We start from the raw sequence: 24888 nt of genomic DNA, 5'->3' as shown, positions 1-24888 counted from the left end.
CTCCGGCGCCGAACATGGAGCCGGTGCGGCGCAAGCAGATGGGCGAGGCGGCGGTCGCGGCCGCCAAGGCGATCGGCTACCAGGGCGCCGGCACGGTCGAGTTCATCGCGGATCAGGACGGCACGTTCTTCTTCATGGAGATGAACACCCGCCTGCAGGTGGAACACCCGGTCACGGAGATGGTGACCGGCGTCGACCTGGTCGAACTCCAGATCCGCATCGCCGCGGGGGAGAAGCTGCCGCTCGCGCAGGACGACGTCGTCATGCGCGGCCACGCCATCGAAGCCAGGATCTACGCCGAGGACCCCGCGCACGGATTCCTGCCGACGGGCGGTGACGTGCTCGACGTGGTCGAGTCCCCGCTGGCACGAGTGGATTCGGGCATTCGGCCGGGGACTGTCGTCGGCAGCGATTACGACCCGATGCTCGCCAAGGTCATCACCCACGCCGACGATCGGCCGTCGGCCCTGCGTGCCCTCGACCGGGCCCTGGCCGACACCGCGGTCCTCGGCGTGACGACGAACGTGGACTTCCTGCGGTTCCTGCTCTCCGACCCGGACGTGGCCGCGGGCCGACTCGACACCGGGCTGCTGGACCGTCGGACCCCGGACTATCCGGCTCTCCAGGCGGGCGACGCCGAACTGGTCGCCGCCGCCGCCTACCGCTGGCTCATCGGATGGCGCGAAAGTTCAGATAGCCTGTGGGACAATCCATCTGGTTGGCGGGTAGGAGAACACGCCCCGACGAGTCTTCGGCTGCGTGCGGGTGAGCGCACCGACCACGTCCACCTCGTCGGCGCACCGCAGTCCGCGGTGGCACGCATCGAGGAAGGCGAGCCGCGTTCCCTGGTCGCGAGCCTCCACGGCCGCAGCTTGACCGTGACCTACGACGGCTTGCGCACCGAGTACGTCGTGGCCGCCGCGGACGGGCGCATCTGGCTGTCCGGCGCGGGCCGCACGTTGGCCGTCGACGAGACTCCAGAAGCGCCCGTCCGGCCCGACGACGAGCACACCGGTGACGCCGAACTCGTCAGTCCGATGCCGGGTTCGGTGGTCGCCGTCGGCATCGAAGACGGCGGGACGGCGACGGCAGGCACCGTGATCGTCACCGTCGAGGCGATGAAGATGGAACACGCCCTCTCCGCGCCCGTCGACGGCGTCGTCGAACTACTCGTCGCCATCGGCGACCAGGTCAAGGTGGGCCAGCCGCTGGCCCGGATCATCGCATCGAAAGAGGAGACCCAGCCATGAGCGACTTTCTGTCCACCGGCACGCTGCCGGATCACTACGAGCAGTTGGCCAAGACGGTCCGCGACTTCGCCCGCAGCGTCGTCGCGCCCGTGTCCGCGAAACACGATGCAGAGCACTCGTTCCCCTACGAGGTCGTGTCGGGTATGGCCGACATGGGGCTGTTCGGTCTGCCGTTCCCCGAGGAGTACGGCGGCATGGGTGGCGACTACTTCGCGCTGTGTCTGGCGCTGGAGGAACTGGGCAAGGTCGACCAGAGCGTGGCCATCACACTGGAGGCAGGCGTGTCACTGGGCGCGATGCCGGTGTACCGCTTCGGCAACGACGCGCAGAAGCAGGAGTGGCTCCCGCTGCTGGCGAGTGGCAAGGCCCTTGGTGCGTTCGGCCTGACGGAGGCGGGCGGTGGCACCGACGCGGGAGCCACCAGGACCACCGCCCGATCGGATGGATCAACGTGGGTTATCAATGGCTCCAAGCAGTTCATCACCAACTCCGGCACTGACATCACCAAGCTGGTCACGGTGACGGCGGTGACCGGTGAGGCCGACGGCAAGAAGCAGATCTCGTCGATCCTGGTGCCCGTCCCGACGCAGGGGTTCACCGCCGAACCGGCCTACGACAAGGTCGGTTGGAACGCCTCGGACACGCACCCGCTGAGCTTCGACGACGTGCGGGTACCGCAGGAGAACCTCCTCGGCGAGCAAGGGCGGGGTTATGCCAACTTCCTGCGGATCCTCGACGAGGGCCGCATCGCCATCGCGGCGCTCTCGGTCGGCGTCGCGCAGGGGTGCGTCGACGAGTGCGTCAAGTACGCCAAGGAGCGCGAGGCGTTCGGCGCGGCCATCGGGACCTATCAGGCGATTGCGTTCAAGATCGCCAGGATGGAGGCCCGCGCGCACGTCGCCCGCACCGCCTACTACGACGCGGCGGCACTGATGTTGGCGGGCAGGCCCTTCAAGAACGAGGCGTCGATCGCAAAGCTCGTCGCCAGCGAGGCGGCGATGGACAACGCCCGCGACGCCACCCAGGTCTTCGGCGGCTACGGCTTCATGAACGAGTACCCGGTCGCACGGCACTACCGGGACAGCAAGATCCTCGAGATCGGCGAGGGCACAACGGAAGTGCAGTTGATGCTGATCGCACGCGAGGCAGGCCTGTGAGCGACAAGAAGATCGTCACCCAGCGTGGCCTGTGGTTCGAGGAGTTCGAACCGGGAGTGCTCTATCAGCACCGGCCCGGCCGCACCATCACCGAGGCCGACAACGTCTTCTTCACCACGTTGACGATGAACACCCAAGCCCTGCACCTGGACGCGGCGTTCTCGGATGCGCTGCCACCATTCAATCAACGGTTGGTGAACTCGATGTTCACGCTGTCCACCTTGGTCGGACTATCGGTGGCGCAGTTGACCCAGGGCACCATCGTGGGCAATCTCGGCTTCAGCGACGTCGCGTTCCCCAAGCCGCTGTTTCACGGCGATACTCTCTACGCCGAGACCGAGGTGACCGACAAGCGCGAGTCGAAGAGCAGGCCGGGGGAGGGCATCGTGACGTTCGCGCACACCGGTCGCAACCAGCACGGCGACGTCGTGGCGACGGCGTCGCGAAAGACGATGGTGCGCAAGCGTCCCGTAGAGGAGTCCTGATGGCGTTGACCCAGAACGGGCCAGGGTGGTTGTTCTGCCCGGCAGATCGCCCCGAGCGGTTCGGTAAGGCCGCTGCTGCCTCCGACGTGGTGATCCTGGACCTCGAGGACGGCGTGGCCGCCAGGGACAGGGAGTCCGCCCGGGCTGCGCTGTTGGACACGCGGCTCGATCCGGGCCGGACGGTGGTCCGGGTCAATCCCGTCGGCACGCCCGACCACGCCCTCGACGTCGCAGTCCTGGCTCGCACCGACTACACCACGGTGATGCTCGCCAAGACCGAGACACCGGATCAGGTGCGCTCCCTTGCGCCGCTGGACGTCGTGGTGCTGATCGAAACGCCGCTGGCTGCGCTGTCGGTCTCCGATCTGGCGCGCGTCGACAACGCGATGGCCGTGATGTGGGGTGCCGAAGACCTCTTCGCCGTCCTGGGCGGCACGTCGAACCGGCATGCCGACGGCAGCTACCGCGACGTCGCCAAGCACGTTCGTTCGCAGAGCCTCCTTGCCGCCAAGGCCCATGGCCGGCTGGCGTTGGACTCGGTGTACCTGGACATCAAGGACCTCGACGGCCTGCGTGCCGAGATCGACGACGCGGTGGCCGTGGGGTTCGACGCCAAGGTCGCCATCCATCCGACCCAGGTCGCCGTGATCAGGGCAGGCTACGAACCGACCGACGCGCAGGTCGACTGGGCGCGGCGGGTCCTCGACACGGCCCGCGATCAGCGCGGCGTCTTCCAGTTCGAGGGCATAATGGTGGATGCCCCAGTACTACGGCGAGCAGAGCGCATCGTCACGTTGGCGCCACACCCCGGCAGCTGACGGACAAGCCTCCCATCGGAGGCCTGCTCTGACCGCCACCGTGCTGAGCACCTCAGTCGCCTGACGGCGCGACCCGCCGCCAGTGACCCTAGGAGGCGGTATGGCCGGGTACGTTCAGGCATCCCCGACGCCCGAGAGCGTCGACATGGAGCCGATTCAGCTGGTCGCCCCGGACGGGACGCCGACCAGCGAAGGCCCAGGAGCCCGATACCGAAGAGACCTCCCGCCCGAGACCTTGGCCTGGCTCTATGAGTCGATGGTCGTGACCCGCGAGCTCGACACCGAGTTCGTCAATCTGCAGCGGCAGGGCGAACTCGCGCTCTTCGCGTCGTGCCGAGGTCAGGAGGCGGCGCAGGTTGGCGCTACGGCTTGTCTGCGCAAGACCGACTGGTTGTTCCCGCAGTACCGCGAGCTCGGATCGCTCCTGGTACGCGGTATCGCGCCCGCTCAGCTCGGCGCCGTGTGGCGGGGCCGGTGGCATGGTGGGCTGGAGTTCACCAAGAAGTGCTGCGCCCCGATCGCGATCCCCATCGGCACCCACGGCCTGCACGCAGTCGGTGCGGCGATGGCCACTCAGCGACTCGGCGAGGATTCGGTCACCGTGGCATTCATGGGCGACGGCGCGACGTCGGAGGGAGACGCGCACGAGGCGCTGAATCTGGCCGCGGTGTTCGCCGCACCCTGCGTGTTCTTCGTGCAGAACAACCAGTGGGCCATCTCGGTGCCGGTGCAACGGCAGCAGGCCGGTCCGACGCTCGCCCACCGCGCCATCGGCTACGGCATGCCAGGCATTCGGGTCGACGGCAACGACGTATTGGCCTGCTACGCGGTGATGGCCGAGGCGGCGGCGCGGGCCCGAGATGGAGGAGGGCCCACGTTCATCGAGGCGGTGACGTACCGCATGGGGCCGCACACGACGTCGGACGATCCGACGCGCTACCGGTCCGAGGACGAGGTCGAGGCATGGCGGGCGAGGGATCCCATCTCGCGCTACCGCGCCCACCTGGTGCGGCTCGGAGTGTGGTCCGACCGGCTCGAGGAACGCGTCGCCCATCGTGCGCAACGACTGCGAGCCGAGTTGCGCGATGACGTCATCAACGAACCCGACGTCGACGTCAGAGAAGTCTTCGACACGGTCTATCACCGCATGCCGCCCGATTTGGCGCACCAACGCGACCAGCTGATCGGCGAATTGGCGAGGGAGGCCTGAGATGACGCAACTGATAGAGCGACCGTTCGGCTTCGACGACGACGCGCAGGAACCGTCGCGCTCAGCCCCGCCGGTCCCCGCGACTTCGACCATGGCCCAGGCGATCAACCGCGCCCTGCACGACGCGATGGCCGCCGACGACCGGGTGCTCGTCTTCGGCGAGGACGTGGCCCAGCTCGGGGGCGTGTTCCGGGTGACCGAGGGATTGTCCGACACGTTCGGCGACGCCAGGTGCTTCGACACCCCGCTGGCCGAGTCGGCGATCATCGGCATCGCGATCGGCATGGCCATCCGCGGCTTCGTACCCGTGCCCGAGATTCAGTTCGACGGATTCGCCGCCCCGGCGTTCGACCAGATCGTCAGCCATCTGGCCAAGTATCGGATGCGGACCCGTGGCGACGTCGACATGCCAGTGACCGTGCGCATTCCATCGTTCGGTGGCATCGGTGCCGTCGAACACCACTCGGAGTCGACCGAGTCGTACTGGTTGCACACCGCGGGCCTCAAGGTCGTGGTGCCCTCGACCCCATCCGACGCGTACTGGCTCCTGCGGTACTCGATCGCCGAACGTGACCCCGTCGTCTTCCTCGAACCCAAGCGGCGTTACTGGACCAGGGAGTTCGTCGACACCACCAACCCAGCCGATCCCATCGGGCGCGCGGCGGTGCGCAGGACGGGCGATGACGTCACCGTCATCACCTACGGCCCGCTGGTGGCGACCGCGCTGAACGCCGCCGAGGCGTGTCCCGCTGCGCTGGAGGTCATCGATCTGCGCTCGCTGAACCCGTTGGACTTCGACACCATCGCGGCCTCGGTATGCAAGACGGGGCGCGCCGTCGTGATGCACGAGGGGCCCAGGACGTTGGGCTTCGGCGCCGAGCTCGCTGCGCGGATCTCCGAGGAGTGTTTCTACGACCTCGAGGCACCGGTGTTGCGCGCCACGGGGTTTGACACTCCCTACCCGCCCGCCCGGCTCGAGAAGCTCTGGCTACCGGGGGTCGACCGACTGCTTGACTGCGTCGAGAAGGCCATGAGCCAGCCATGACCGAGGCAACCGTTGAGGACTTCCTGCTGCCCGATCTTGGCGAAGGACTGGAGGACGCCACCATCACCGAGTGGTACGTCTCCGTCGGTGACGAGATCGTCCTCAATCAGCTGCTGTGCACGGTGGAGACCAACAAGGCCCAGGTCGAGTTGCCAAGTCCGTACGCAGGCCGGATCACCGAGCTTGGCGGGCGTAATGGTGAGAACCTGCGCGTGGGAACGGTATTGGTGCGGATCGCGACGTCGGGCCCGCCCGCTCGTCGGCCGGTGCTGGTGGGATACGGCGCCGACGAAACCATGGACAGTTCGCGGCGGCGGGCCCGTGCCAAACCGCCCGTGCGCAAGCTGGCCGCCGAACTCGACGTCGACATCACGGAGGTGGCGCCGGGTTCGGGGCCCGATGGCATCGTCACCAGAGCCGACGTGCTCGCGGCGGCAGGCCCGGCCGCACCGGAGGCTTCGGGGACTGGAGACGACGTGTCGGTCACGGGCGTCCAGCTGGACATGGCGCGTCGAATGGCGTTGTCCAGGCGCGAGATTCCGGACGCGCATGCGTCCGTCCAGGTCGACTGCACCCGACTCGTCGAGCTGCGCGACCGGCTCCGCGCCGGCGGCGTGGAGACGATAACGCCGTTCGTGCTCGTGCTGCGTCTCCTGACGATCGCCCTGCGACACCACGGCACGCTCAATGCGACGTGGTTGGACACGGTCGACGGCCCCCGCATCCACGTGCACTCGGCGGTTCACCTCGGATTCGGCGTCGCCGCTCCGCGCGGCCTGCTCGTGCCCGTGGTGAGGGACGCCCACGCCAAGACGACGCGCGCGCTTGCCGACGAGGTCGGCCGGTTGATCGCCGACGCGCGCAGCGGCGCGCTCACACCCTCGGAACTGCAGGGCTCGACGTTCACGGTGTCCAACTTCGGTGCGCTGGGTCTCGACGATGGCGTGCCCGTGATCAACCATCCGGAGGCGGCGATCCTGGGCATGGGATCGCTGAAGCCGCGGCCCGTCGTCGTTGACGGCGACGTCGTCGCGCGTCCGACGATGGCCCTGACGTGCGCCTTCGATCACCGAGTAGCCGACGGTGCTCGGGTTGCTGGTTTCCTTGGCGAGCTACGCGACTTGATCGAGGCTCCGGAGCTGGCGCTGCTCGACCTCTGAGGAATCCTCAGTCACCTGCGCCGCGCGGCGGCCAACCGCTCGGCGAACTCCGGCGACTCGATGGATACCGCCTGGGGGCCGATCTCGACGTCGACCGCGATGCGGTGTTGGTCGACGTCGACGGTGCCGGGGTTGGCGGTCGCCCTCATGGACGCCTTGGTGGCGAGAACGACACTGCGGGGGGCCGACGCGGGACCGGCCGCCAGCTCGCGGGCGGCCGCCACCGGATCGTCGGCGACGTGCAGTGCCAGGCCGTGCTCGACCGCGGCGGTGGCGTCGAAACGCATGCCGAACAACAGCGAGGCCCGTGCCACCTGGGGGCCGACCGCGCGCTGCAGCATCCACGTCGCACCACCGCCGGGATGGATACCGAGCTTCTGGAAGCGGGGATCGAACAGGGCGGCGGGTCCGGCGATGCGAACGTCCGTGGCGAGCGCCAGGTTCAGCCCGGCACCGACAGCGGGACCGTTCACGGCGGCGATGGTCGGAAGGGAGCAATCCGCCACGGCGAGGAAACCGTCGTAGATCACCCGAAGGCCGTCCTCGGTCGCCGCACCCAGTGCCGTGAGGTCGGCGCCTGCGCAGAATGCCTTGCCCGCGCCGGTCACGATCACGGCGTGGACGTCGGCATTGTCCTCGGCCGCCTCCACGGCGGCGCGCAGTGCGGTGGAGATCTCGGCGGTCACCGCGTTGCGGCGATCGGGATCGTTGATGGTGATGAGCGCGATGCGGTCTTCGACATGCACCAGTACCAGATCGGACACGGGTCAAGGGTAGTGACCGCATGTATGCCCGCGACGACGGGGCGAGGTGGTGACTCGCCGCCGCGGACGGCACTTCGTGCGTAGGCTCTTGGGTGAGCCGCTTCGTGGTCAACGATGGGTCGGGCGGGAAACCTCGCGCGAGTGACGTCAACGTGGACCCGATCCGACTGCCGTTTCGCTTCGCGCGACGGCTTTTCAATCGCGAAGGATTCGCTTGATGGCCCGCAATCACTCCGCGTCGACCTCGACATCCGTGGTCACAACGGCCACGGCGTGACCAGCGCGGCGTCGCGACGAACGGCGAGCCCGGTCCGCCTCACCCTCTGCGGTGAGCTCGGTCGTCGGGTCGACGGCGCCTGGTGGCCGCACAGCAACCGACTGGCCAGGGAACTACCCGAACTGGTCGCCGTTCTGCACGGGCGGCTCGGCGAGGTCGTCGACATCTCGGTGAACTGGTCGTTGTCGGAGAACCTGCCGGATCTGAATTCGCGCCACTGGCAGAACAAGCATCAGCATCTGATGGCGATCACCGGCCGTGATGCCAGTGCCAACCTGCTGGTCATTCCGAGTCTGACGCCAGGCACTCTCGCTGGCCTGTTGTTGCGGATCGCCGCGGGGCTGCCTCTGAGCGCCGCCCATCAGGCCACGCCACTCTTCCGGACGGCCGCCGAGATCGTCGACGCGGCCAGGGCCGACGGCGCGCAGCGGCCCGTCCCGACGCCTGTGCCCAAGGACCTCAGCCGACCCCGCGGCCGACGGAGTTCGACGTCGTGACGGGTGCCCCGTAGGTCGCCTGCGGTCAGTTGACGAGCGACAGCGCGTGCGCGCGCCGCAACTTCCCCGACGGCGTCTTCGGGATCACGCCCGGCTGGAGCACCACGACGTTGCGGGGCCGGACTGCGACGCTGGCGAAGACCTCGTGGGCCACCTGACGCTCGATCCGCCGCACCTGCTCGGCGTCGGCGTGATCATTGGATTCGACTGCGACGGCGAATGTTTCGCGTGACATACCGGCGTCGAGCCGGACCGCGACGGAGCACCCGGGGCGGACACCCGGCACGCGGGTGGCGGCGCGCTCTATGTCGGTCGGGTAGATGTTCTTCCCGGCCATGATGATGACGTCCTTGACCCTGCCGCACACGACGATGTCGTCGGTCTCGGTGAGGTATCCCATGTCGCCGGTGTCGTACCAGCCCATGTCGTCCTGGGCGGCGATGAAGCCGGCCATCGTGATGTAGCCCTTCGTGACCGGTCTGCCACGAACCTGGATGACGCCGACGGCACGGGCTGGCAGCACGCAACTGTCCTCGTCGACGATGCGTGCCTCCAGCCCGTCGATCGGCTGGCCCAGGGAGACGAGGCGACGGATGTTGCCCTTGGTGGCGGGGACGGCACGGTGCAGTACCGAAAGCAGGTCGGCATCGACTTCGTCGACGACCATGCCTGCGCCGCACTTGGTGAACGACACCGCCACCGTCGTCTCGGCCATGCCGTACGCAGGCACGATCGCCTCCCGCTTCAGCCCGAACGGCGCCCCTGCCTCGCAGAGATCCTCAACGTCCGCCGGGTCGACCTGTTCGGCCCCCGACAACGCCCAGCGCAGCGAGGAGAGGTCGAACTGGCCAGCGGTGGCCTGCCTGCGCAGTCGCTTGGCCAACAGGGTGTAGGCGAAGTTCGGCGCGGCCGTCATCGTGCCCTTGTACTTGTCGATCAACTTGGCCCACAGCAGGATGTCGTGCAGGAAGTCCATCGGCGTGACCTTGACGAGTTCTGCCCCGAAGTACATCGGCACGGTCAGGAAGCCCGTCATGCCCATGTCGTGGAAGCAGGGCAGCCAACTCACGATCACGTCGGTGTCCGGGGTGAAGTTCGCGCCGACGAACATTGCCTCGGCGTTGGCGACGATGTTGGCGTGCGTGATGCACACCGCCTTGGGCATTCCGGTCGATCCGGAAGTTAGCTGCATCAGCGCCAGATCATCATCGTGGGTGTCCAGCGGGGCGATCGGATCGTGATCCAACAGTTGCTCGACCGTGAGCACCTGGATCCCGCGCTCGGCCAAGACTGGCGCGGCTGGCATGAACGGGTCGGAGACGACGACCGCCTTCGCCTCGATCATGCCGATGATCTCGGTGGTCTCCTGGGCCCAGCGCATCAGGTCGGTGCGCGGCGTTGGCTGATGCAGCATCGTCAGACTGGCGCCGCGCATCCAGATTCCTTGCGCGGTGGGGGCGATCTCAACGGGAGCGCCGGCCAGCACCGCTACGGCGTCGCCGTGTCCGATGCCCGCGGCGGCCAAGCCACCCGCGATGCATCGTGATCGTTCGTGGACCTCGAACCAGGTGTGCCTGACCGATGCGTCGGGATCTCCGGTCGTCATGCCGTTGGGACTGGTGTTCGCGTTGGCGAACATCGTCTCGGTGAATCTACTCACGAAAATCCTTCGGGCTCAGGCGCGGTGGCGGCGATACACAGATCGATCGTCGAGCGTTCGTCCCCAATGACGAGCACCTTGGAGGAGGTGGCGCGGGGGCTGGGCGCCGTTGCCGCACGAGCAGCGTGGGTACATCGGCCGTTGCGAGCAACGACAGCTGGGGAAACTGACCCCCTTACGAGTAATTCCCCTAGAGCCACGACTCCACGGGGGAGGACGGGGCGCCGAGTACGTCGGACGCACTGACTGTACAGAATTAAGGGCGTTCTCAGTGTTCGGACGCACCAAAAGCACGCCGATTGACGCCTAGCCGTCACCTTGGCCCGACGATCGCCGCCTGACCTGCGGCTATGTCGGGCGCGCCCTCTGCCCGCGGGCGGCGCGTGCGAGACGTTGGACACACGATGGCGTCGGATTTCGTTTCACGACGCAAATATTCACGAATGGGATACTTCGTCGCACTAATAATCTTGCAACCCACACTATTTCACCGCGGTACTCGGCCGGATCCTCGCTCGATGCGGGACCCGTGCTCCCCGCCACGGGTGGTCCTAGCGGAAATCCCAGTCACCGAACGCCTTCGAAGTATGAGTGGTGAGGTGTCAAACCGACGCTTGCCGCTTCGCTAAGTCGGAAGCTGAAGCGAATCAGGCAGTTTCGTTGCCAACACGTCCACGGGACTGATAACCGGTTGGGCGCTGAAGAGTTCGTGCCCGCGGGCCTCGAGAGCCTTGCGGACCTCGCCGTGCAGGTGAGCTTCGCGGTCGGCGGCGCTACCGAACACGTCGAAGATGCCGAAGGACGTCGGGCCGCGCTGGAAGGCGAACCACGCCAACGTTCCTGGCTCGTCGTCGACGAGCTTCTTGGCTTCGGCCAGGAAGTCCGCAACGGCCGCCGCCTTGCCGGGCAACGCTTCCAACTCAACGAGAAATCCCAAGGGCGGCATGGTCGTTGCTCCTGTCACGAAACGTGCGCCGACGATCGGCATGACGTCACTCTGCCTGGCGCGATATCGTGATCAGACACATCACCGGCCAGAATCCGCACGGATCTCGCCTTCTCGTGTTCTCGTGTTCTCGTGCCGCAGGAAGGAACAGCCCGTGCCAACCGTCAAGGGTCCGCCCACGTCGCGGGGACGGGCCAAGCACGTGATCGGCGTCGTCGTGGTGCCCGACAGCGTCCCCCTCGAGATCCTGGTCGCACAGGCGGTCTTCGGACCGCCGGTGCGGCCCATCGCCGACATCATGGGGGTGGTCGAGGACTCGCCGTACGAGGTCGTGCTCTGCGGTGAGGAGCGTCGTTACGTGCTGCCAGGGGGAGTCGACGTGGGGGAGCTGGCGCCATTGGACACCCTGCGCGACGTCGACACCGTGATCGTGCCGGGCCTCTCGGAGCCGCTGTTGCCGCGCAGCGAAGCGCTACTCGGGAGCCTCAGTGCCGCAAGAGGTTCCGGTGCCAGGATGGTGTCCTTCTGCGGCGGTGCGTTCGTGTTGGCGCAGGCCGGGATCCTCGACGGCCGGACGGCGACCACCCACTGGATGCTCGCACCCGAGTTCCGCACGTCGTTCCCTCGGGTGCGACTGCACGTCGACAGGCTCTACGTCGACGACCCGCCGGTGCACACCTCTGGCGGCATCTTCGCGGTGACCGACCTGGCGCTCCACCTCGTGGCGCTGGACCGCGGCCAGGCCGTCGCCAACGACATCAGCAGGATCCTCGTCAGCGCACCACACCGGCCCGGCGGCCAGTCCCAGTTCATCAAGGACTCGATGAGGGCCGACGACGCGTCGTCGATCGAGTCGCTGCTGGGATGGCTCCGCGACAACGTCCACGAACCCCTGACGCTCGCCGAACTGGCCAGGCACGAGCACATGAGCGAACGCAGCCTGGTGCGTAAGTTCCGCGCCGCCACGGGGATGAGCGTGTTCGACTGGATCGCCAAGGAGCGCGTCAGTCGGGCCAAGGTTCTGCTCGAAACCAGCGATTTCGCGATCTCCGAGGTGGCGACGATGGTCGGTTTCGGCTCGACGGAGACCCTGCGCCGCAACTTCGAGAAGGCGGTCGGCACCACCGCGGGGGCCTACCGTCGCACGTTCAAGAACGCGGGGTTGTAGCTGTTGGTCGGATACCGAGTGCTAGTGATCGTTACTGCGTTCTGGTGAGTGTGTTTGTGGTGTGAATCTGACGGGGTGGACGCGGTCGGAGGGTGTCCTTTCGCGGGCGGCGCGTCGGTGTTTCGGGAGGGCACGTTGCCGGTGCCGGCGGTGCGGGTGAATCAGCGCACGGTGCTGATGAATCCGGGCAGTGGTGACGCACCGGTTGGCGGTGTGGGCTTGTATGCGCGGGTCTCTTCTCGTGATCAACGTGCGGATGTGGAGCGGCAGGTGGCCCGACGGAGCGAGTGGGCCGCCCAGGCAAATGCTCCGGTGGTGCGGGTGGGAGCCGAAGTCGGGTCCTCCGATGAACGGAGGCAGACCAGTTGTATGGGTGTCGCTCGGCACGCAATCGGGCGATCAAGGCGGTCGGTTGCGCGCAGCGTGGTGTCGGCCCGTCGGTGTTTGTCGGTGCCGGGGGTCACGATGTGGTGCATGGGTGAACGTCGGGTGCTGCGCCGGATCGGTGATCCGGTGGTGGCGACCGGGCCAGCGGGGGTGCGGGTCCGGACGCGGCTTCACCTGACCGAGACGGAGGCCGCCGCGGTGGCGGCGGTCGGATCGTTTCTGGGATCGGTGTACCGGGCGGAGTTGGCTGGCCGGGTGGAAATGGGTCGTTTGGATCACGCTGCGCACGCCGCGTGGCGCGCGCAGCGTAAGCAGGCGGTGACCGCCTTGTCGTCGTCGCGGTGGGCGGGGGCGATCACCCGGGCGGTGGAAGACCAGTATCAGTTGGGTATCCGGGGGTTGGCTGCCCACGTCAGCGATCTGCGCCAAGCCGTCGAGGTGTTGGCGCAGCGGTGCGCGCTGCGCCCCGGAGAACACGATCCTGGTTCTGCAACCCCGGGCCGGGGACGGCGTGGTTACCGTTCGGCCAATGAGCGGTTCGCCAAGACCCGCCGTCTGGCGGTGCTGCGGTCCCGGCTGGGCGCGGCCGAGGACGCCTTGGCTGGTGGTCGGCCCTCGATCACAGTGGGTGGAAAACGTCTGTGGCGCAACCGCAACCACCTCGACGAAGCCGGCATGACCGAGACGCAGTGGCGGGCACGCTGGGACGGGGCACGGATGTTTCTGACCGCCGACGGCGAATCGGGCAAGGCCGGTGGCAACGAAACGATCCGGGTCGATGAGGTGGGCCGGTTGCGCATCAAAGTCCCGGCCGCCCTGACCGGCCAGTACGGCACACACCTGAGCATCGGCGCACCGATCGCGTTCAGCCATCGGGGCACCGAATGGGCTACGCGGGTCGCCGGCCGACGAGCGGTGCGCTACGACATCGCCCATGACCCGGCCAAGGACCGCTGGTATCTGGACGCGTCCTGGAAACAGGACACGGTGCTGGTTGCACCGTCGATCGAGGAGTTGCGCACCGGCCCGGTGCTCGGTGTCGATCTCAACGCCGATCACCTCGCCGCCTGGGTACTCGACGAATCGGGTAACCCGGTCGGGCAACCCATCACGATCCCCGTCGACACCGCCGGTCTGCCCGCTACCCGCCGCGATGGGCGGGTCCGTGCCGCGATCACCACCCTGCTCGATACCGCCGCCCACGCCCGATGCACCGCGGTGGTCATCGAGAACCTCGACTTCGCCGATGCCCGCGCCACCGGCCGCGACACCATGGGCCGCGGCAAGCGGGGGAAGAAATTCCGGCGCACCGTCACCGACATCCCCACCGCGCGCTTCCGTAACCGTCTGACTGCGATGGCCGCCCGCCGCGGCATCGCGATCATCGCGGTCGACCCGGCCTACACCAGCACATGGGGTGCCCAGCACTGGGTCAAACCCTTACAACAACAGACTTCCGAACCGGTCACCCGCCACCACGGCGCGGCGACCGGAATCGGCAGACGTGGCCTCGGACAGGCGATCAGGCGACGACCGGCAGGACCCCGCAACGGACAGAGGACCGTTGCGGGCACGCCACCGGCCAGGCCCGAGCGTCCACCGAACCACGATGGCAGGCACGGCAGTTCCGGCCCACCGCCACCCACACGATGGGTGACGGTCCACCGGAGAACACCCGCCACCAGCGGCCAACACCGTTCGGGCCGCAACCGAGCAGAACTCACCCCTGCTCACTCATAAGGAACGGTAGCCGCACCGTCCGCCAGTTTCCGCACGGATCCGGACGGGCCTCGGCGCTACGGGCGGCGAGCGGCCCGGAGGAGGTGCAGGATGCTCGAATGGACATCTCTAGTTGCACTGCCCTGGTGACCGGTGCGAACCGCGGACTCGGTCGTCACTTCACCACCGAACTCCTCAAGCGTGGCGCGAAGGTCTACGCCGGAGCCCGCAACCCCGACTCCGTCGACGTCGATGGCGCGGTCGCGCTGGCGGTGGACATCACCGATCAGGCATCGGTCACTGCTGCGGCAGAGGCGGCGGGGGACGTCACGCTGTTGATCAACAATGCGGGCATCGCGGCGGACGTCAATCTGCTCACCGGTGAGCTCGACGGCGCGCATCGGGAGATGCTCACGAACTACTTCGGCACGCTGTCCATGGTGCGGGCGTTCGCCCCGGTCATCGCCGGTAACGGCGGTGGCGGGATCCTCAACGTGCTCTCGGTGCTGTCGTGGCTGAGCCTGCCGGACCTCAGCGGGTACTGCGCGTCGAAGTCCGCGGCCTGGTCGATGACCAATGCGGTCCGCGCCGAGCTGGCCGACCGCGGGATCGTGGTGACTGCGCTGCACGTGGGTCTGATGGACACCGACATGGCGGCCGGCCTCGACGCACCCAAGTCCAATCCCGCCGACGTCGCCGCCCAGGCGATCGACGGCATCGCGGCAGGTGCCTACGAGGTGCTGGCCGACGACACGAGCCGCGGTGTCCAGGCCGGCCTCGCCAAGGGAGTGGCAGGCGTCTATCCGCAGTTCGCGTGACGGCGGCGGGCTGATGGGTGTCCTGAGAACTCCGGACGCGCGGTTCGAGAGTCTGCCCGACTACCCGTTCCCGCCGAACTACGTGCAGGTTGGGACCAGGGGAATCGATTCTCTCCGAATGCATTACGTGGATGCCGGGCCAGCCGACGGGCAGGTCGTCCTACTTGCCCACGGCCAGCCGACGTGGTCCTACCTGTATCGGCACGTGATCCGTGTCCTCGCCGACGCCGGCCTGCGGGTCATCGCACCCGACAACATCGGCTACGGCCGCTCCGACAAGCTCACCGAGCCCACCGACTACACGTTCAAGCGTCACGTCGACTGGCTGTACGGGCTCGTCACGAAACTGGACCTGCGTGACGTCACGCTCGTCGCTCAGGACTGGGGTGGACCGCTCGGCCTGAGCGCGCTGGCCAGGGAACCCGATCGGTTTGCCCGCGTCGTGGCCACCAACACCATTCTCCACACCTGCGACCCCGCGCTCGAAGGCGAGCTGACCTGGGCCCACCACGGGGTCGGTGACGATCGAATGACGTTGCAGGAGAGCCTGCTCGACTACGTGCTGTTCTACCAACGCTCGCCGGACATCGTGCCCAGCTTCTTCCTCGAAGCGGTGGCAGGCCCGTTGCCCGCGGACGTTCTTGCCGCCTACGACGCCCCGTTCCCGGACCGGTCGTACACATCGGGACTGCGGCAACTCATCGCCCTGATCCCGTTGACCCGCAACGATCCCGGTGCCGCGATCGGGCGGGCCACCATGGCGGTGTTGGAGCAGTGGCACAAGCCGTTTCTCACCGCGTACTCCGACGGCGACCCCGCGACGCGCGGATGGGACCGCGTGTTCCAGCAGCGGGTGCCTGGCGCGCACGGACTGGACCACGTGACGATCACCGGGGCGGGCCATTTCGTCCAGGAGCAACGGGGCGAGGAGCTGGGCGCCGTCATCGCTGGATTCGTCGCGACCACGTGAACAGGACGCTCGACGACTCGCCCGTCGTCATTAAGATCACGCAGAAACCGGCCGAACCAGGGAGCACTCGATGAAGCGGACGGCGCGTGTCGCTCAGGCCGGCGCGGCGGGTGTCCTCATCGCGCTCGGGATCGGACTGGGTGCCTACAACGCCTGGTGGGTGGCGCTGCTCATCTCGATTCCGCTCATCGTCGCGGGATTCGTGATCACGCCACGGGCATCGCGCATCTCCGAGCTCGGGGCGTTCGAGTACGTGACGCCGCCCCCGCAGTCGGTGCCGATCCGTGTCGACGCCCTCACCCGCAGCAGCCTCACCGACGATGACCTGCAGCCGACACTGGTGACCGCGACGATCCACCCGCCGAATGACACCGCGTATCAAGCGCGGTGGATCACGTCGATGTTGCGCGACCAGTTCCAGTCGCTGACCGACAATCCGGTCACCGCACTGCCACCCAAGCGGCTGCCGCCGCGCGACGCGACCAGCACACCGGGATTCGGCGATCAACCCGGCAAGTGGGCCGTGATCTATCCGGTGGTCACCATCCTGGTCGCGCTGACGGTGCTCTTCGGCGTGGGTAATGCTTGGCATATCTCGATCCCCACGACATCGACGCCTGCGGCGCCGCGCGCCGTCGACACGGGCCATCGCTCGAAGGACATGAACCTCAACGCCCGCCGTGACGGCATGATCCGGGCGATCACCGAGCAATTCGGACCTGCCGCGGCCAACAATCTGCTCGACCTCCGCTTCACCGGCAGCGGGTCCGATTACGGGACGGTCCTCGACCCGACGAACGGTGACGCCACGATCGTGTACCTCAACAACAACGCGGATGCGTTCACCACACCGTCGGCGCAGGTTCAGCGCAAGGACAGCACGTTCACCGCCGGGGACATCGCGTCGACCGACCTGACCGCGATCGCCGACAAGATGGTCCAGCAAGTCGAATCCGCGGGCCGGCTGGGCGATCTCGACACGTTGGAGATCCAGCGTTCAGGCCCCGGCGCGCCACTGATTTTGACCGGCACCTTCGGCATCAAGACCATCGACGCGCTCCCCGACGGCACCGTGGGCGAGATATTCGATCCGGCCGACTTCACCGTGTCGTTCCAAAGGGCACGGGACGCCCTGACGCTGGCCGGGATTGCCCCGTCGGACCGGGTGCTGACGAACTTCGAGATCAGGGGCACCCACCGGGCCACACCGATCGCACACGCGGGCGAACTTCAGACCAGCGGCGGTGTGCTGTTCGAGTTCCAGACCGACGACCGCGCCGGCCAGATCATCGTCGTACCGGGGGAGCTCCCCGAGGTCACCGACGAGTCCCCCCACTGGCGACCACAGACCTTCGCCTTCGACGATGTTTCGCAGGAGGCCTTCGAATCCGTTCGGGCACAGGCGATGCAATGGGGCGCTCTCGAACCCTACGAACGGGAGGCCGTCGAGATCTGGATGACGGGCGGGGAGATCGACGAGTTCGGGTTGGCGATCCGGATCGAACTCGCGGGCGTGGAGGCGGCGACGGGGACGTACTCGGTCACCGGCGAATTCCTTGCGCCGGGCGCCACCTGACCCGTCAGCTGGGCTTGGCCGCCTCGATGGCCCGACGGGTGACCCCTTCAAGTTGTGCGAGCTGAACCTTGGGCGGGTGCAGGACACCACGGTCGGCCAGTTTGGTGACGATCTCGCGGACGCGTCCGTAGTAGATCGCCTGCTCGGCAGGCGTGGTGCTGGATGTGGCGTGAGTGTAGAGCTTGAACGCCGTATCGAGTTCGGTCCGGTCTGCCGGTTCGAGGTAGGTGGTGCCCACCTTCTTGCCGTGCGATTCGCACGCGATCCAGGCCCGGCGGAGCGCGACCACCGCCCGCTGGTAGGCGTCGGCCAGTCCCCGGTTGCCCGGATAGGCGTCGGTGCGCAGGGCCCCTGCCTCGTCGAGTGCGACGTGGAACGTCTGGGTGTGTTCGACGGTCACATCGGTGATGGCTGGGTAGCGCAACAGCATCGCAGGATCGAGTTCGTAGGCGCCGTACGCGCCGAGGATGTCGTCGTGGCGCCGGGCGGCTTGCTCCCACAACCGTCTCGCCGCCTCGTCGGTGCCTGCGTCGGCGATCCGCGCTCCCGAGAACTGGGCAAAGGTGGCATCGGCCCCGGGTTCTGCATCGGCGACATCGTCCACGTCGGGCAGCGTCGCCTGCAGGCGGGTGAGGATCTCCGCCGCCGCCGGATCCGATCCGACGACGGCCACCCGCCACTCGTCGCCAGCGGTCCCCGGGTTGGTCTCGCTGGCGAAGGCTAGTTCGAGGTAGTCCCGACCACGGACGGTCAGGTGTCGACCGTTGACCGTCGCCGACGTCGTGTCGGCCGGACCGGACCGGCGCACCGCGTTCAGCGACGACAGTGGGTAGCTGACGATCCCGTGGTCCTCGGCGCCGAGGTAGACGGTGTCGTCGTCGACGGTGATCAGCACCGCGCTCGGCTTCCCCAGCCGCCCGTAGGCCACCCCGCCCAGCGTGGCGGTGACGAGCACGGCCACGACGGCGGCGGTGAGTGATTCCGGTGCTCCGGCGTAGTTGAGCCCCACCAGTGCGAGCATGCCTGCCACCAGAGCCGTGGCCGACGCGATGGCAGCCGTGCGATGACGGCCGGTCGTGTACTCGGTCCGCGCGGTCACCGGGACCACCGCGGCATGCTGGGCTGAGCTCATTCGCGAACCGGGCTCCTCTTCGGCGTTGGATCGTCGGCCCAGCATACGTTTGCGGGCCCCAGCTTCTTCGCAGGAATCCCTGGGAACCTCGAGCGCAGACGGCGTCCACGAGGCAACGGACGGTGCGGGTGGGAGAGGGGCGTGGACGGTGGCGGTCACCGTATTGGATCGCGAGGACCCGCCGAGCGGGGCGCAGCCCGCGTCGCATCGCCTGCGCGGCGGGAGGCGATGGCCGCGCGTCGTGCTCGCGGTGGTTTCCGTCGCTGCGCTGGCAATCGGTGGGTGCGTCGTCGATGCGCTGCGCGTGGCCGGCACCGACAGCGTCGCCGCGAAACTCGCCGAGTGGGGCCGCGGCCACGGCTTCAACGTCGAGGTGACCTGGCTCGAAAGGGAACTCTATCTGCGCAATCAGCCCGCCATCGGTGGCCAGCCGCCCGGTGGCATCCCGATGGCGGCCGGGACGGTGCCGCACGTCGAGGCCTCCACCGCACTGCCTGCCGTGCCCCTGCCCCCGCTCGGCGGTAAGGAGCCGCTGCCGGGGGAGGGCAGCTGGCAGACGGTGGTGACCGTCGGTGGCCGCCCCGCCGTTCAGGTCGCCTCGCTGCGTCCGGACGGTCAGCACACCTCCTTCGTCGTCGGTGTCCTGCGGATGGACCCGACCCTGGTGCGTGGCGAGCTACGTCCGGGCACCACCGATCCTGGCGGCTCCTGGCGGGCGTCGAGCGCGTTGACATCCCATGAACTGCACAGTGCCGCCGTGGCTTTCAACGGTGGATTCCGGCTGACCGATCCCAGCCATCCCGGGTACTTCAGCCAGGGGCGCACGGTGTCGCGATTGGTGGACGGCGAGGCCAGCCTGGTTTTGCATGCCAACGGCACCGCCGACGTCGGCACCTGGAACCGCGAGGTGCGGATGGGGCCCGACGTCGCAAGCGTCAGGCAGAATCTGGTGCCGCTCGTCGACGACGGGGCGCTGAACCCGACCTGTGCGAGCGGCGGCCCCAGGGAATGGGGCACCACGATCGGCCAGGCCGCGTTCATCCACCGCTCCGGGTTCGGCGTCACCGCAAGCGGAGTCGAGGTGTACGTCGCGGGGCCCGCCCTGTCGGTGTGCACGTTGGGCAACATCCTGCGGGACGCGGGAGTCGTTCGCGGCATGGAACTCGACATCAACCCGGACTGGGTCAGCGGCGCGTACTTCCACCCACAGCCCAGCGGTACGCCGGAGAGCTTCAAGCTGTTCCCTGCGGAGAAGGTGTCCTCACGGCACTACTTCACATCGTCCAGCCGCGACTGGTTCGCATGGTTCACCCGGTGATCAGTCGACGCTGACGGCAGCCACGATGTTGAGCCGGGCGGCACGCACCGCGGGCGGCACCGACCCGAGCAGGCAGATCGCCAGTGCCCCAAGGCCGATGAAGATCATCGACGCGCTGGGCTGCCATGCGACGTCGATGCTCAGTACGTTGGTCAGGGCGATGGACGTCAGGTATTGGATGGCGGCGCCGAGGACGAGGCCCAGCAGCCCGCCGACGATGCCGATTCCCGCCGCCTCGGCCAGGATAGCCTTCAACGTGAAGCTCCTCGTTGCGCCGATCGCCCGCAGCACACCTATCTCGCGGCGACGGTCGAGCACCGACAGCATCAACGTATTCAGCAGCGTCACAGCCGAAACCACGACGACGATCCACGCGATGATGGTGATGACGGCGATCACCTGGTCCAGTGCGCTGGCGACGCCAGCCAGTGCCTCGTCACCGGAGTAGACGAACGTCTCGGGCGAGACGACCTTGCGTATCGCCGCCCGGACGGAGGGCGCGTGGGCGCCGGCGGCAATGGTGATCTCCAGGTCGCTGGCGCCAGGGCGTTGGAACCAACCCTGCATGGCGTCCAGGCTCATCGCGACGGTACCGGTCATCCCCGAGAAGTAGGGGACGAGCGCCAACACCTGGACCCTTCGCTCGCCGGTCGGTGTCTGAAGGGCGATCTGATCACCAGGGGCGACCCCCATCGACTGTCCGAGATCGCGTGATAGCGCAACACCTTCCCCGGCAAGCAGCTTCTGGCGGTCCCGCGGCGACAGCGAGGTGTAGATGTCCCGATGTGAACCCGGTGCGATGCCGAGCAGCATCACCCGGGTGTCGCCCACCGTGGCGAACGCCATCTGGTCCGGCACCACGCCTTCGACACCGGGGACGGCCGCCACGTTCGCCGCGGTCTCCGGCGGTAACAGAGACGACGAGTAGTCGGTGGCAGCGGCCGAGCTGACCCACAGGTCGGCCTTGGCGATCGAGGCGAACGAGGCGACCGTCGAGTCGACCGCGTTACTGGTGGCGCCCGTGACCGCGACGGTGGTGACCACGGCGGTGAGCACCGTCATCATCGCAACCCACATCCGCCGCGGCGCGCGTTCGATGGTGGCGGCGCCGAGTACTCCCGCCGCCCCGAAGCGGCGGGCCACTGCCGCAGCCGCCTTGATGATGGGGCCCGAGAACGCGAAGCACAGGAAGCTGAAGCCGATGAACGCCAACGCTATCGACGCCATGGCGATGCGACCAAGATCGCCGGTGACGATGAGGATCGTCGCGATCAGAAGCGTCGCTCCTGCGACGCCGGACGCGATCCTGAGCTTGCGCGAACCGGCCTCCGAGGTCGCGGCACCGCTGGGCGCCATCGCCTCGATCGGCGCGACACCGTGCACTTGTCGGGCGGCCAGCGCAGAGGCGGTCACGCTCGCGACGATGCATGCCACGATGGCCAGGGGCACGACCCAGATCGGTAGGACGTATTCGATACGGGCGTCGAGTGTCTGCACCATCGTCGACGGCAGCTCGCCGGTCGCGGCGTAGCCGATCGCGACGCCGCACACCGAGCCGATCGCGCCGCCGAGGAAGCCCACCAGCGCGGCCTCGGCGAGCATGTCGGACATGATCGTCCGCCGTCGCCCGCCGAGCGCGCGCATCGTCGAGATGATGGGTCGGCGTTGGGCGATGGCGATGCTCATCGCGTTGTAGCTCAGGAACGCGGCCACCACCAATGAGACCGATGCCGCCAGCAGCGTCATTGCCTGCAGGATGGCGAATGAGCTACTGGCCTGTGCGGCGCGGAAACTCGGTGTCGCCACCACGGCCCGTCCGTCGATCGCGGTCGTGACCGCAGCGCGGACTCTTGCGACGTCCGCATGCGGGTCGGTGAACAGCAGGATCGAGTCGAGGCGCTGCGGCCGCCCCGAAATCTGTTGCGCGAGAGTCAGCGGCGCGATCACGAAGTGTGCGTCGTTCAGGCGTCGTGCGGCGTCACCGTCCACGACGGCGACCGCGGTGACCGTCGTCGACCCCGCCACCATGAATTGATCGCCCTTGGCGATGCCGAGGCCCGCACCGACCACCACGCCGTTGGGCGCCGACGTCACCGGCGAGCCCGCCTGAAGCTGGTCGGAAATTGCACTCTGAAGGTCGGAGTGCAGCTCGGAGGCGTTCTGCCCGAGCCCGAGCAGGAGGGCCGGCTGCGCGTTGGCCGTGGTTCGCATCCGCACCAATGGCACTGCCGCGGTGACGTTCTCGACTCCGCTGACGGCGCCGAGCAGTGACTCGTCGAAGCCTTCACCGGTGATCCCGGAGACCTCGAGGTCGGCGTCGCCGCCGATGCTGGTGGCGAGCCGGTCGATGGACCCGGTGATCGAACCGGAGACGCCAAGGACGGCGACGAGCAGTGCAGCGGAGACCGCAACGACGACGACGGAGGCCACCGCGCGCCCCCAGTGGGTACGCAGTTCACGGACGTTCAGCACCTTCAGTCGGCTGAATGCGGCGAGGGGCACTGCGTTAGGACCGCGGAGCCGTATGCCTGCCACCGCGCGGTGGCGTGGCCGCGACGAGCGCGTCCCTGGTGAACGCGCCGTGGTGGATCGTCGGAATGATCTCGGTCGGCTGGTCGCGCATGCTTTGGCAGTGTCGACCGCTGAGCGGCGTCACGGGCCCGGGGGCCACGTCGGACCCGAGGATGCCGTCCTGCACCGTGATGATCCGGTCGGTCTGCGCCGCCGCCGCCATGTTGTGGGTGACCATGACGACCGCGCGGTCGGCGCCGTCGGCGTGCGCGACGTGGCACAAGAGATCCATGATTGCTGCGCCCGTTGACGAATCGAGGTTGCCCGTCGGCTCGTCGGCCAGGATGAGCGGCGGGTCCATCATCAGCGCCCTGGCCACCGCTACCCGCTGCATCTGCCCGCCGGACAGTTCGGCTGGCCGGTGATCGATGCGGTTGCCGAGTTCGACGAGGTTCAACAGCCGAACCGCATCCCGTCGCACCTGGCGCAGCTTCTTCCCGTCCAACAGCATGGGCAGCGCCACGTTCTCCCACGCCGTCAAAGTCGGTAGGAGATTGAAGAACTGGAAGATGAAACCCACCTGATGGCGACGGAACGTCGATTGCTGGTCGTCGGTCATCGTCCCGATCTCGATGCCGTTGAACTGGATGGAACCGGAGTCAGGCGAGTCCAGTGCGCCGAGGAGTTGCAACAGCGTGCTCTTGCCCGCGCCCGATGGGCCGACGATGGAGGTGAACTGGCCGCCGTTGATCCGCAGGGTCAGTCTGTCCAAGGCCCGGACTGTGTGTCCACCCGTGTGGTACTCACGTACCACATTGGTCAGATCCACTCTCAGTGACACGTCAGCTCGCTTCGCCGGGCTGAGGGTGGGTCACGGCGTCACGTCGCGGCGAGCTGTTCCGCGCTGGGAAGTGTGTTCGCAGAGAAGCAGTCTCGGATCTTCTGGCTAACCTTGCGATTGCGTCGCTGAGAGATCCCCAGGAGGGTCGGAATGTGGGCATAGACGGCCTGGTTGTTGGGTGCGTCCATGTGGGTGAAGGGCGGCGTGCCAGCCAGCGGCACCAGGGGTAGCCCGAGAACGTCGCGTGCGGCCCTGACGACGGGCGCGTCGAGAACGGCGACGAAGTGCTGAATGTTCTCGTGCATCGCCGCAAGGGCCATCACCCGCAGGATCTGCACGTGGGCGGCCGCCAGTCGGCGGCGGTAACGGCGTGGGATGGCAGCGGTGGCACCGTCCCAGCACCTGTCGAGGTCGTCGATTCCGTGGTGCCGCAGGACATCACCAACCGGGATGGCAATCGGGGCGATGGGGGACTTGATCCCGTCATCCAGATCGACGATGGTCTTGAGGCCTGCCGACGAGTTGCGGATCATCCGGACCACGCCCGCAGGTACCCGGTCGTGGGTGTCCACCGCCATGAAGAAGACGCTGCTCTCGTCGTACGGCCCGTACTCGTTCTTCATGGTGACGGAGTCGTTGCCCCACGAATGTTCGAAGACCTCACGCTCGAGCTGCCGGGCGATGTTGGCGAACGGGTCGGTACTCTCTACCGCGAAGCAAGCGAAGCGGCTACAGCCCAACCTCTTGGTGCTCAAGAATTCTTCCGTGAGCGCGTCGCGCTCGGCGTCCGAGAGATCGTAGACGTAGTCCGTCAATGGTCGGTGCTCCCACCCGTCGGCTCGCGTTTCGACAGTCGACCGCTGTCACCAAGATCACCCAAACTGGTTCGGGCTTCGGCCGACCATGCCACCCCCGGCGATGAGACGCAAACGCGACGCAGGACTTGCCAGCCGCTTCCCATCCGGCTCGCAGGCGCGAAGCCCGCATTTATTCCCGATCTTCAATGTGATTTGGATCACAAAGTATTGACTTGGCTCAATACATCACGCTTCGTTACAGTCGAAGTTGATGGCTGAACTATAGGGCCATCAACGGTAAGGCCGATTGCTGCGAGTTCGGCTCGGTGGCCGCAAGATTCTGAACTGATGTGCGGCCGCCACGCCGTCAACGGGCCTGAGC

20 protein-coding genes and 1 pseudogene are annotated in these 24888 nt (G+C 67.6%); 14 read left to right on the top strand and 7 right to left on the bottom strand.

The window, feature by feature from the left end; all coding sequences use genetic code 11:
• The 7 genes from ACRDUX_RS31860 to ACRDUX_RS31830 all read left to right on the top strand — a co-directional run.
• Window positions 1–1250, top strand: a 1250-nt coding sequence (locus ACRDUX_RS31860; RefSeq protein WP_526420009.1) for an ATP-binding protein, incomplete at its 5' end; no start/stop codon positions are given.
• Window positions 1247–2407 carry an acyl-CoA dehydrogenase family protein gene (locus ACRDUX_RS31855; protein ID WP_526420007.1) on the top strand — a complete coding sequence of 387 codons (1161 nt, stop codon included), beginning with the start codon at window positions 1247–1249 and terminating at the stop codon, window positions 2405–2407. The genes ACRDUX_RS31860 and ACRDUX_RS31855, both read left to right, overlap by 4 nt.
• A complete protein-coding gene (locus ACRDUX_RS31850; RefSeq protein WP_526420005.1) occupies window positions 2404–2892 on the top strand; it encodes a MaoC family dehydratase in 489 nt (162 codons plus the stop codon). The genes ACRDUX_RS31855 and ACRDUX_RS31850 overlap by 4 nt, the downstream gene beginning before the upstream one ends.
• Entirely contained in the window at window positions 2892–3710 is an 819-nt protein-coding gene (locus ACRDUX_RS31845; protein ID WP_526420003.1) for an HpcH/HpaI aldolase/citrate lyase family protein, read from the top strand. Before ACRDUX_RS31850 ends, ACRDUX_RS31845 begins: the two co-directional genes overlap by 1 nt.
• 100 nt (window positions 3711–3810) lie before the next feature.
• Window positions 3811–4920, top strand: a complete 1110-nt coding sequence (gene pdhA, locus ACRDUX_RS31840; protein ID WP_526420002.1) for a pyruvate dehydrogenase (acetyl-transferring) E1 component subunit alpha — start codon at window positions 3811–3813, stop codon at window positions 4918–4920.
• A gap of 1 nt (window position 4921) precedes the next feature.
• Window positions 4922–5965, top strand: a complete 1044-nt coding sequence (locus ACRDUX_RS31835) for an alpha-ketoacid dehydrogenase subunit beta (RefSeq protein WP_526420000.1) — start codon at window positions 4922–4924, stop codon at window positions 5963–5965.
• A complete protein-coding gene (locus ACRDUX_RS31830; protein ID WP_526419998.1) occupies window positions 5962–7125 on the top strand; it encodes a 2-oxo acid dehydrogenase subunit E2 in 1164 nt (387 codons plus the stop codon). The genes ACRDUX_RS31835 and ACRDUX_RS31830 overlap by 4 nt, the downstream gene beginning before the upstream one ends.
• 11 nt (window positions 7126–7136) lie before the next feature.
• On the opposite strand, the gene ACRDUX_RS31825 is transcribed toward ACRDUX_RS31830, so the two are convergent.
• Window positions 7137–7889, bottom strand: coding sequence for an enoyl-CoA hydratase (locus ACRDUX_RS31825; protein WP_526419996.1), 753 nt, complete (start codon window positions 7887–7889; stop codon window positions 7137–7139).
• A 273-nt stretch (window positions 7890–8162) separates the two neighbouring features.
• Between ACRDUX_RS31825 and ACRDUX_RS31820 the strand changes: the two genes are divergently transcribed.
• Window positions 8163–8663 carry a DUF5994 family protein gene (locus ACRDUX_RS31820; protein WP_526419994.1) on the top strand — a complete coding sequence of 167 codons (501 nt, stop codon included), beginning with the start codon at window positions 8163–8165 and terminating at the stop codon, window positions 8661–8663.
• A 25-nt stretch (window positions 8664–8688) separates the two neighbouring features.
• Here the strand turns inward: ACRDUX_RS31820 and ACRDUX_RS31815 are convergent, their stop codons facing one another.
• Window positions 8689–10323 (bottom strand): fatty acyl-AMP ligase, encoded by a 1635-nt coding sequence (locus ACRDUX_RS31815; RefSeq protein WP_526419992.1) that lies wholly within the window; start codon window positions 10321–10323, stop codon window positions 8689–8691.
• A 625-nt stretch (window positions 10324–10948) separates the two neighbouring features.
• On the bottom strand, window positions 10949–11269 hold the full coding sequence (locus tag ACRDUX_RS31810; protein ID WP_526420011.1) for a putative quinol monooxygenase: 321 nt from the start codon (window positions 11267–11269) through the stop codon (window positions 10949–10951).
• A 154-nt stretch (window positions 11270–11423) separates the two neighbouring features.
• Here ACRDUX_RS31810 and ACRDUX_RS31805 point away from each other — a divergent pair, with 154 nt between their 5' ends.
• From ACRDUX_RS31805 to ACRDUX_RS31785, 5 genes are all read left to right on the top strand, one after another.
• A complete protein-coding gene (locus tag ACRDUX_RS31805; protein ID WP_526419990.1) occupies window positions 11424–12437 on the top strand; it encodes a GlxA family transcriptional regulator in 1014 nt (337 codons plus the stop codon).
• 474 nt (window positions 12438–12911) lie between these two features.
• Window positions 12912–14564: a nuclease/transposase family protein gene (locus ACRDUX_RS31800; protein WP_526419989.1), complete on the top strand. Its 1653-nt coding sequence runs from the start codon at window positions 12912–12914 to the stop codon at window positions 14562–14564.
• A gap of 98 nt (window positions 14565–14662) precedes the next feature.
• Complete coding sequence (locus ACRDUX_RS31795; protein ID WP_526419987.1) at window positions 14663–15361, top strand: SDR family oxidoreductase; 699 nt, start codon at window positions 14663–14665, stop codon at window positions 15359–15361.
• Between the two features lie 13 nt (window positions 15362–15374).
• Window positions 15375–16331 (top strand): alpha/beta fold hydrolase, encoded by a 957-nt coding sequence (locus ACRDUX_RS31790; protein WP_526419985.1) that lies wholly within the window; start codon window positions 15375–15377, stop codon window positions 16329–16331.
• Between the two features lie 70 nt (window positions 16332–16401).
• Window positions 16402–17907 (top strand): hypothetical protein, encoded by a 1506-nt coding sequence (locus ACRDUX_RS31785; RefSeq protein WP_526419983.1) that lies wholly within the window; start codon window positions 16402–16404, stop codon window positions 17905–17907.
• A gap of 4 nt (window positions 17908–17911) precedes the next feature.
• Here ACRDUX_RS31785 and ACRDUX_RS31780 read toward each other — a convergent pair whose 3' ends face one another.
• Window positions 17912–19039, bottom strand: a complete 1128-nt coding sequence (locus ACRDUX_RS31780; RefSeq protein ID WP_526419981.1) for a hypothetical protein — start codon at window positions 19037–19039, stop codon at window positions 17912–17914.
• A 148-nt stretch (window positions 19040–19187) separates the two neighbouring features.
• Here ACRDUX_RS31780 and ACRDUX_RS31775 point away from each other — a divergent pair, with 148 nt between their 5' ends.
• A complete protein-coding gene (locus ACRDUX_RS31775; protein WP_526419979.1) occupies window positions 19188–20357 on the top strand; it encodes a hypothetical protein in 1170 nt (389 codons plus the stop codon).
• On the opposite strand, the gene ACRDUX_RS31770 is transcribed toward ACRDUX_RS31775, so the two are convergent.
• From ACRDUX_RS31770 to ACRDUX_RS31760, 3 genes and pseudogenes are all read right to left on the bottom strand, one after another.
• On the bottom strand, window positions 20358–22859 hold the full coding sequence (locus ACRDUX_RS31770; RefSeq protein ID WP_526419977.1) for an FtsX-like permease family protein: 2502 nt from the start codon (window positions 22857–22859) through the stop codon (window positions 20358–20360).
• A 166-nt stretch (window positions 22860–23025) separates the two neighbouring features.
• Window positions 23026–23703 (bottom strand): annotated as a pseudogene (locus ACRDUX_RS31765) (ABC transporter ATP-binding protein); the annotation flags it as partial.
• A 44-nt stretch (window positions 23704–23747) separates the two neighbouring features.
• The gene (locus ACRDUX_RS31760) at window positions 23748–24524 is read right to left on the bottom strand and encodes a hypothetical protein (protein WP_526419975.1); all 777 of its coding nucleotides are present in this window, start codon (window positions 24522–24524) and stop codon (window positions 23748–23750) included.
• Window positions 24525–24888: the final 364 nt, after the last annotated feature.

The sequence above is a fragment of the Mycobacterium sp. genome, assembly GCF_050701675.1.
Classification (GTDB): Bacteria; Actinomycetota; Actinomycetes; order Mycobacteriales; family Mycobacteriaceae; genus Mycobacterium.
Note: the sequence above shows the minus strand (reverse complement) of the source record. Positions and strands in the feature narration are given on the sequence as shown.

Coding starts and splice junctions, on each gene's coding strand:
- ACRDUX_RS31780 (WP_526419981.1), bottom strand. CDS start 19,039: ATGAGCTCAGCCCAGCATGCCGCGGTGGTCCCGGTGACCGCGCGGACC.
- ACRDUX_RS31785 (WP_526419983.1), top strand. CDS start 16,402: ATGAAGCGGACGGCGCGTGTCGCTCAGGCCGGCGCGGCGGGTGTCCTC.
- ACRDUX_RS31790 (WP_526419985.1), top strand. CDS start 15,375: ATGGGTGTCCTGAGAACTCCGGACGCGCGGTTCGAGAGTCTGCCCGAC.
- ACRDUX_RS31845 (WP_526420003.1), top strand. CDS start 2,892: ATGGCGTTGACCCAGAACGGGCCAGGGTGGTTGTTCTGCCCGGCAGAT.
- ACRDUX_RS31835 (WP_526420000.1), top strand. CDS start 4,922: ATGACGCAACTGATAGAGCGACCGTTCGGCTTCGACGACGACGCGCAG.
- ACRDUX_RS31830 (WP_526419998.1), top strand. CDS start 5,962: ATGACCGAGGCAACCGTTGAGGACTTCCTGCTGCCCGATCTTGGCGAA.
- ACRDUX_RS31800 (WP_526419989.1), top strand. CDS start 12,912: ATGGGTGAACGTCGGGTGCTGCGCCGGATCGGTGATCCGGTGGTGGCG.
- ACRDUX_RS31810 (WP_526420011.1), bottom strand. CDS start 11,269: ATGCCGCCCTTGGGATTTCTCGTTGAGTTGGAAGCGTTGCCCGGCAAG.
- ACRDUX_RS31795 (WP_526419987.1), top strand. CDS start 14,663: ATGGACATCTCTAGTTGCACTGCCCTGGTGACCGGTGCGAACCGCGGA.
- pdhA (WP_526420002.1), top strand. CDS start 3,811: ATGGCCGGGTACGTTCAGGCATCCCCGACGCCCGAGAGCGTCGACATG.
- ACRDUX_RS31855 (WP_526420007.1), top strand. CDS start 1,247: ATGAGCGACTTTCTGTCCACCGGCACGCTGCCGGATCACTACGAGCAG.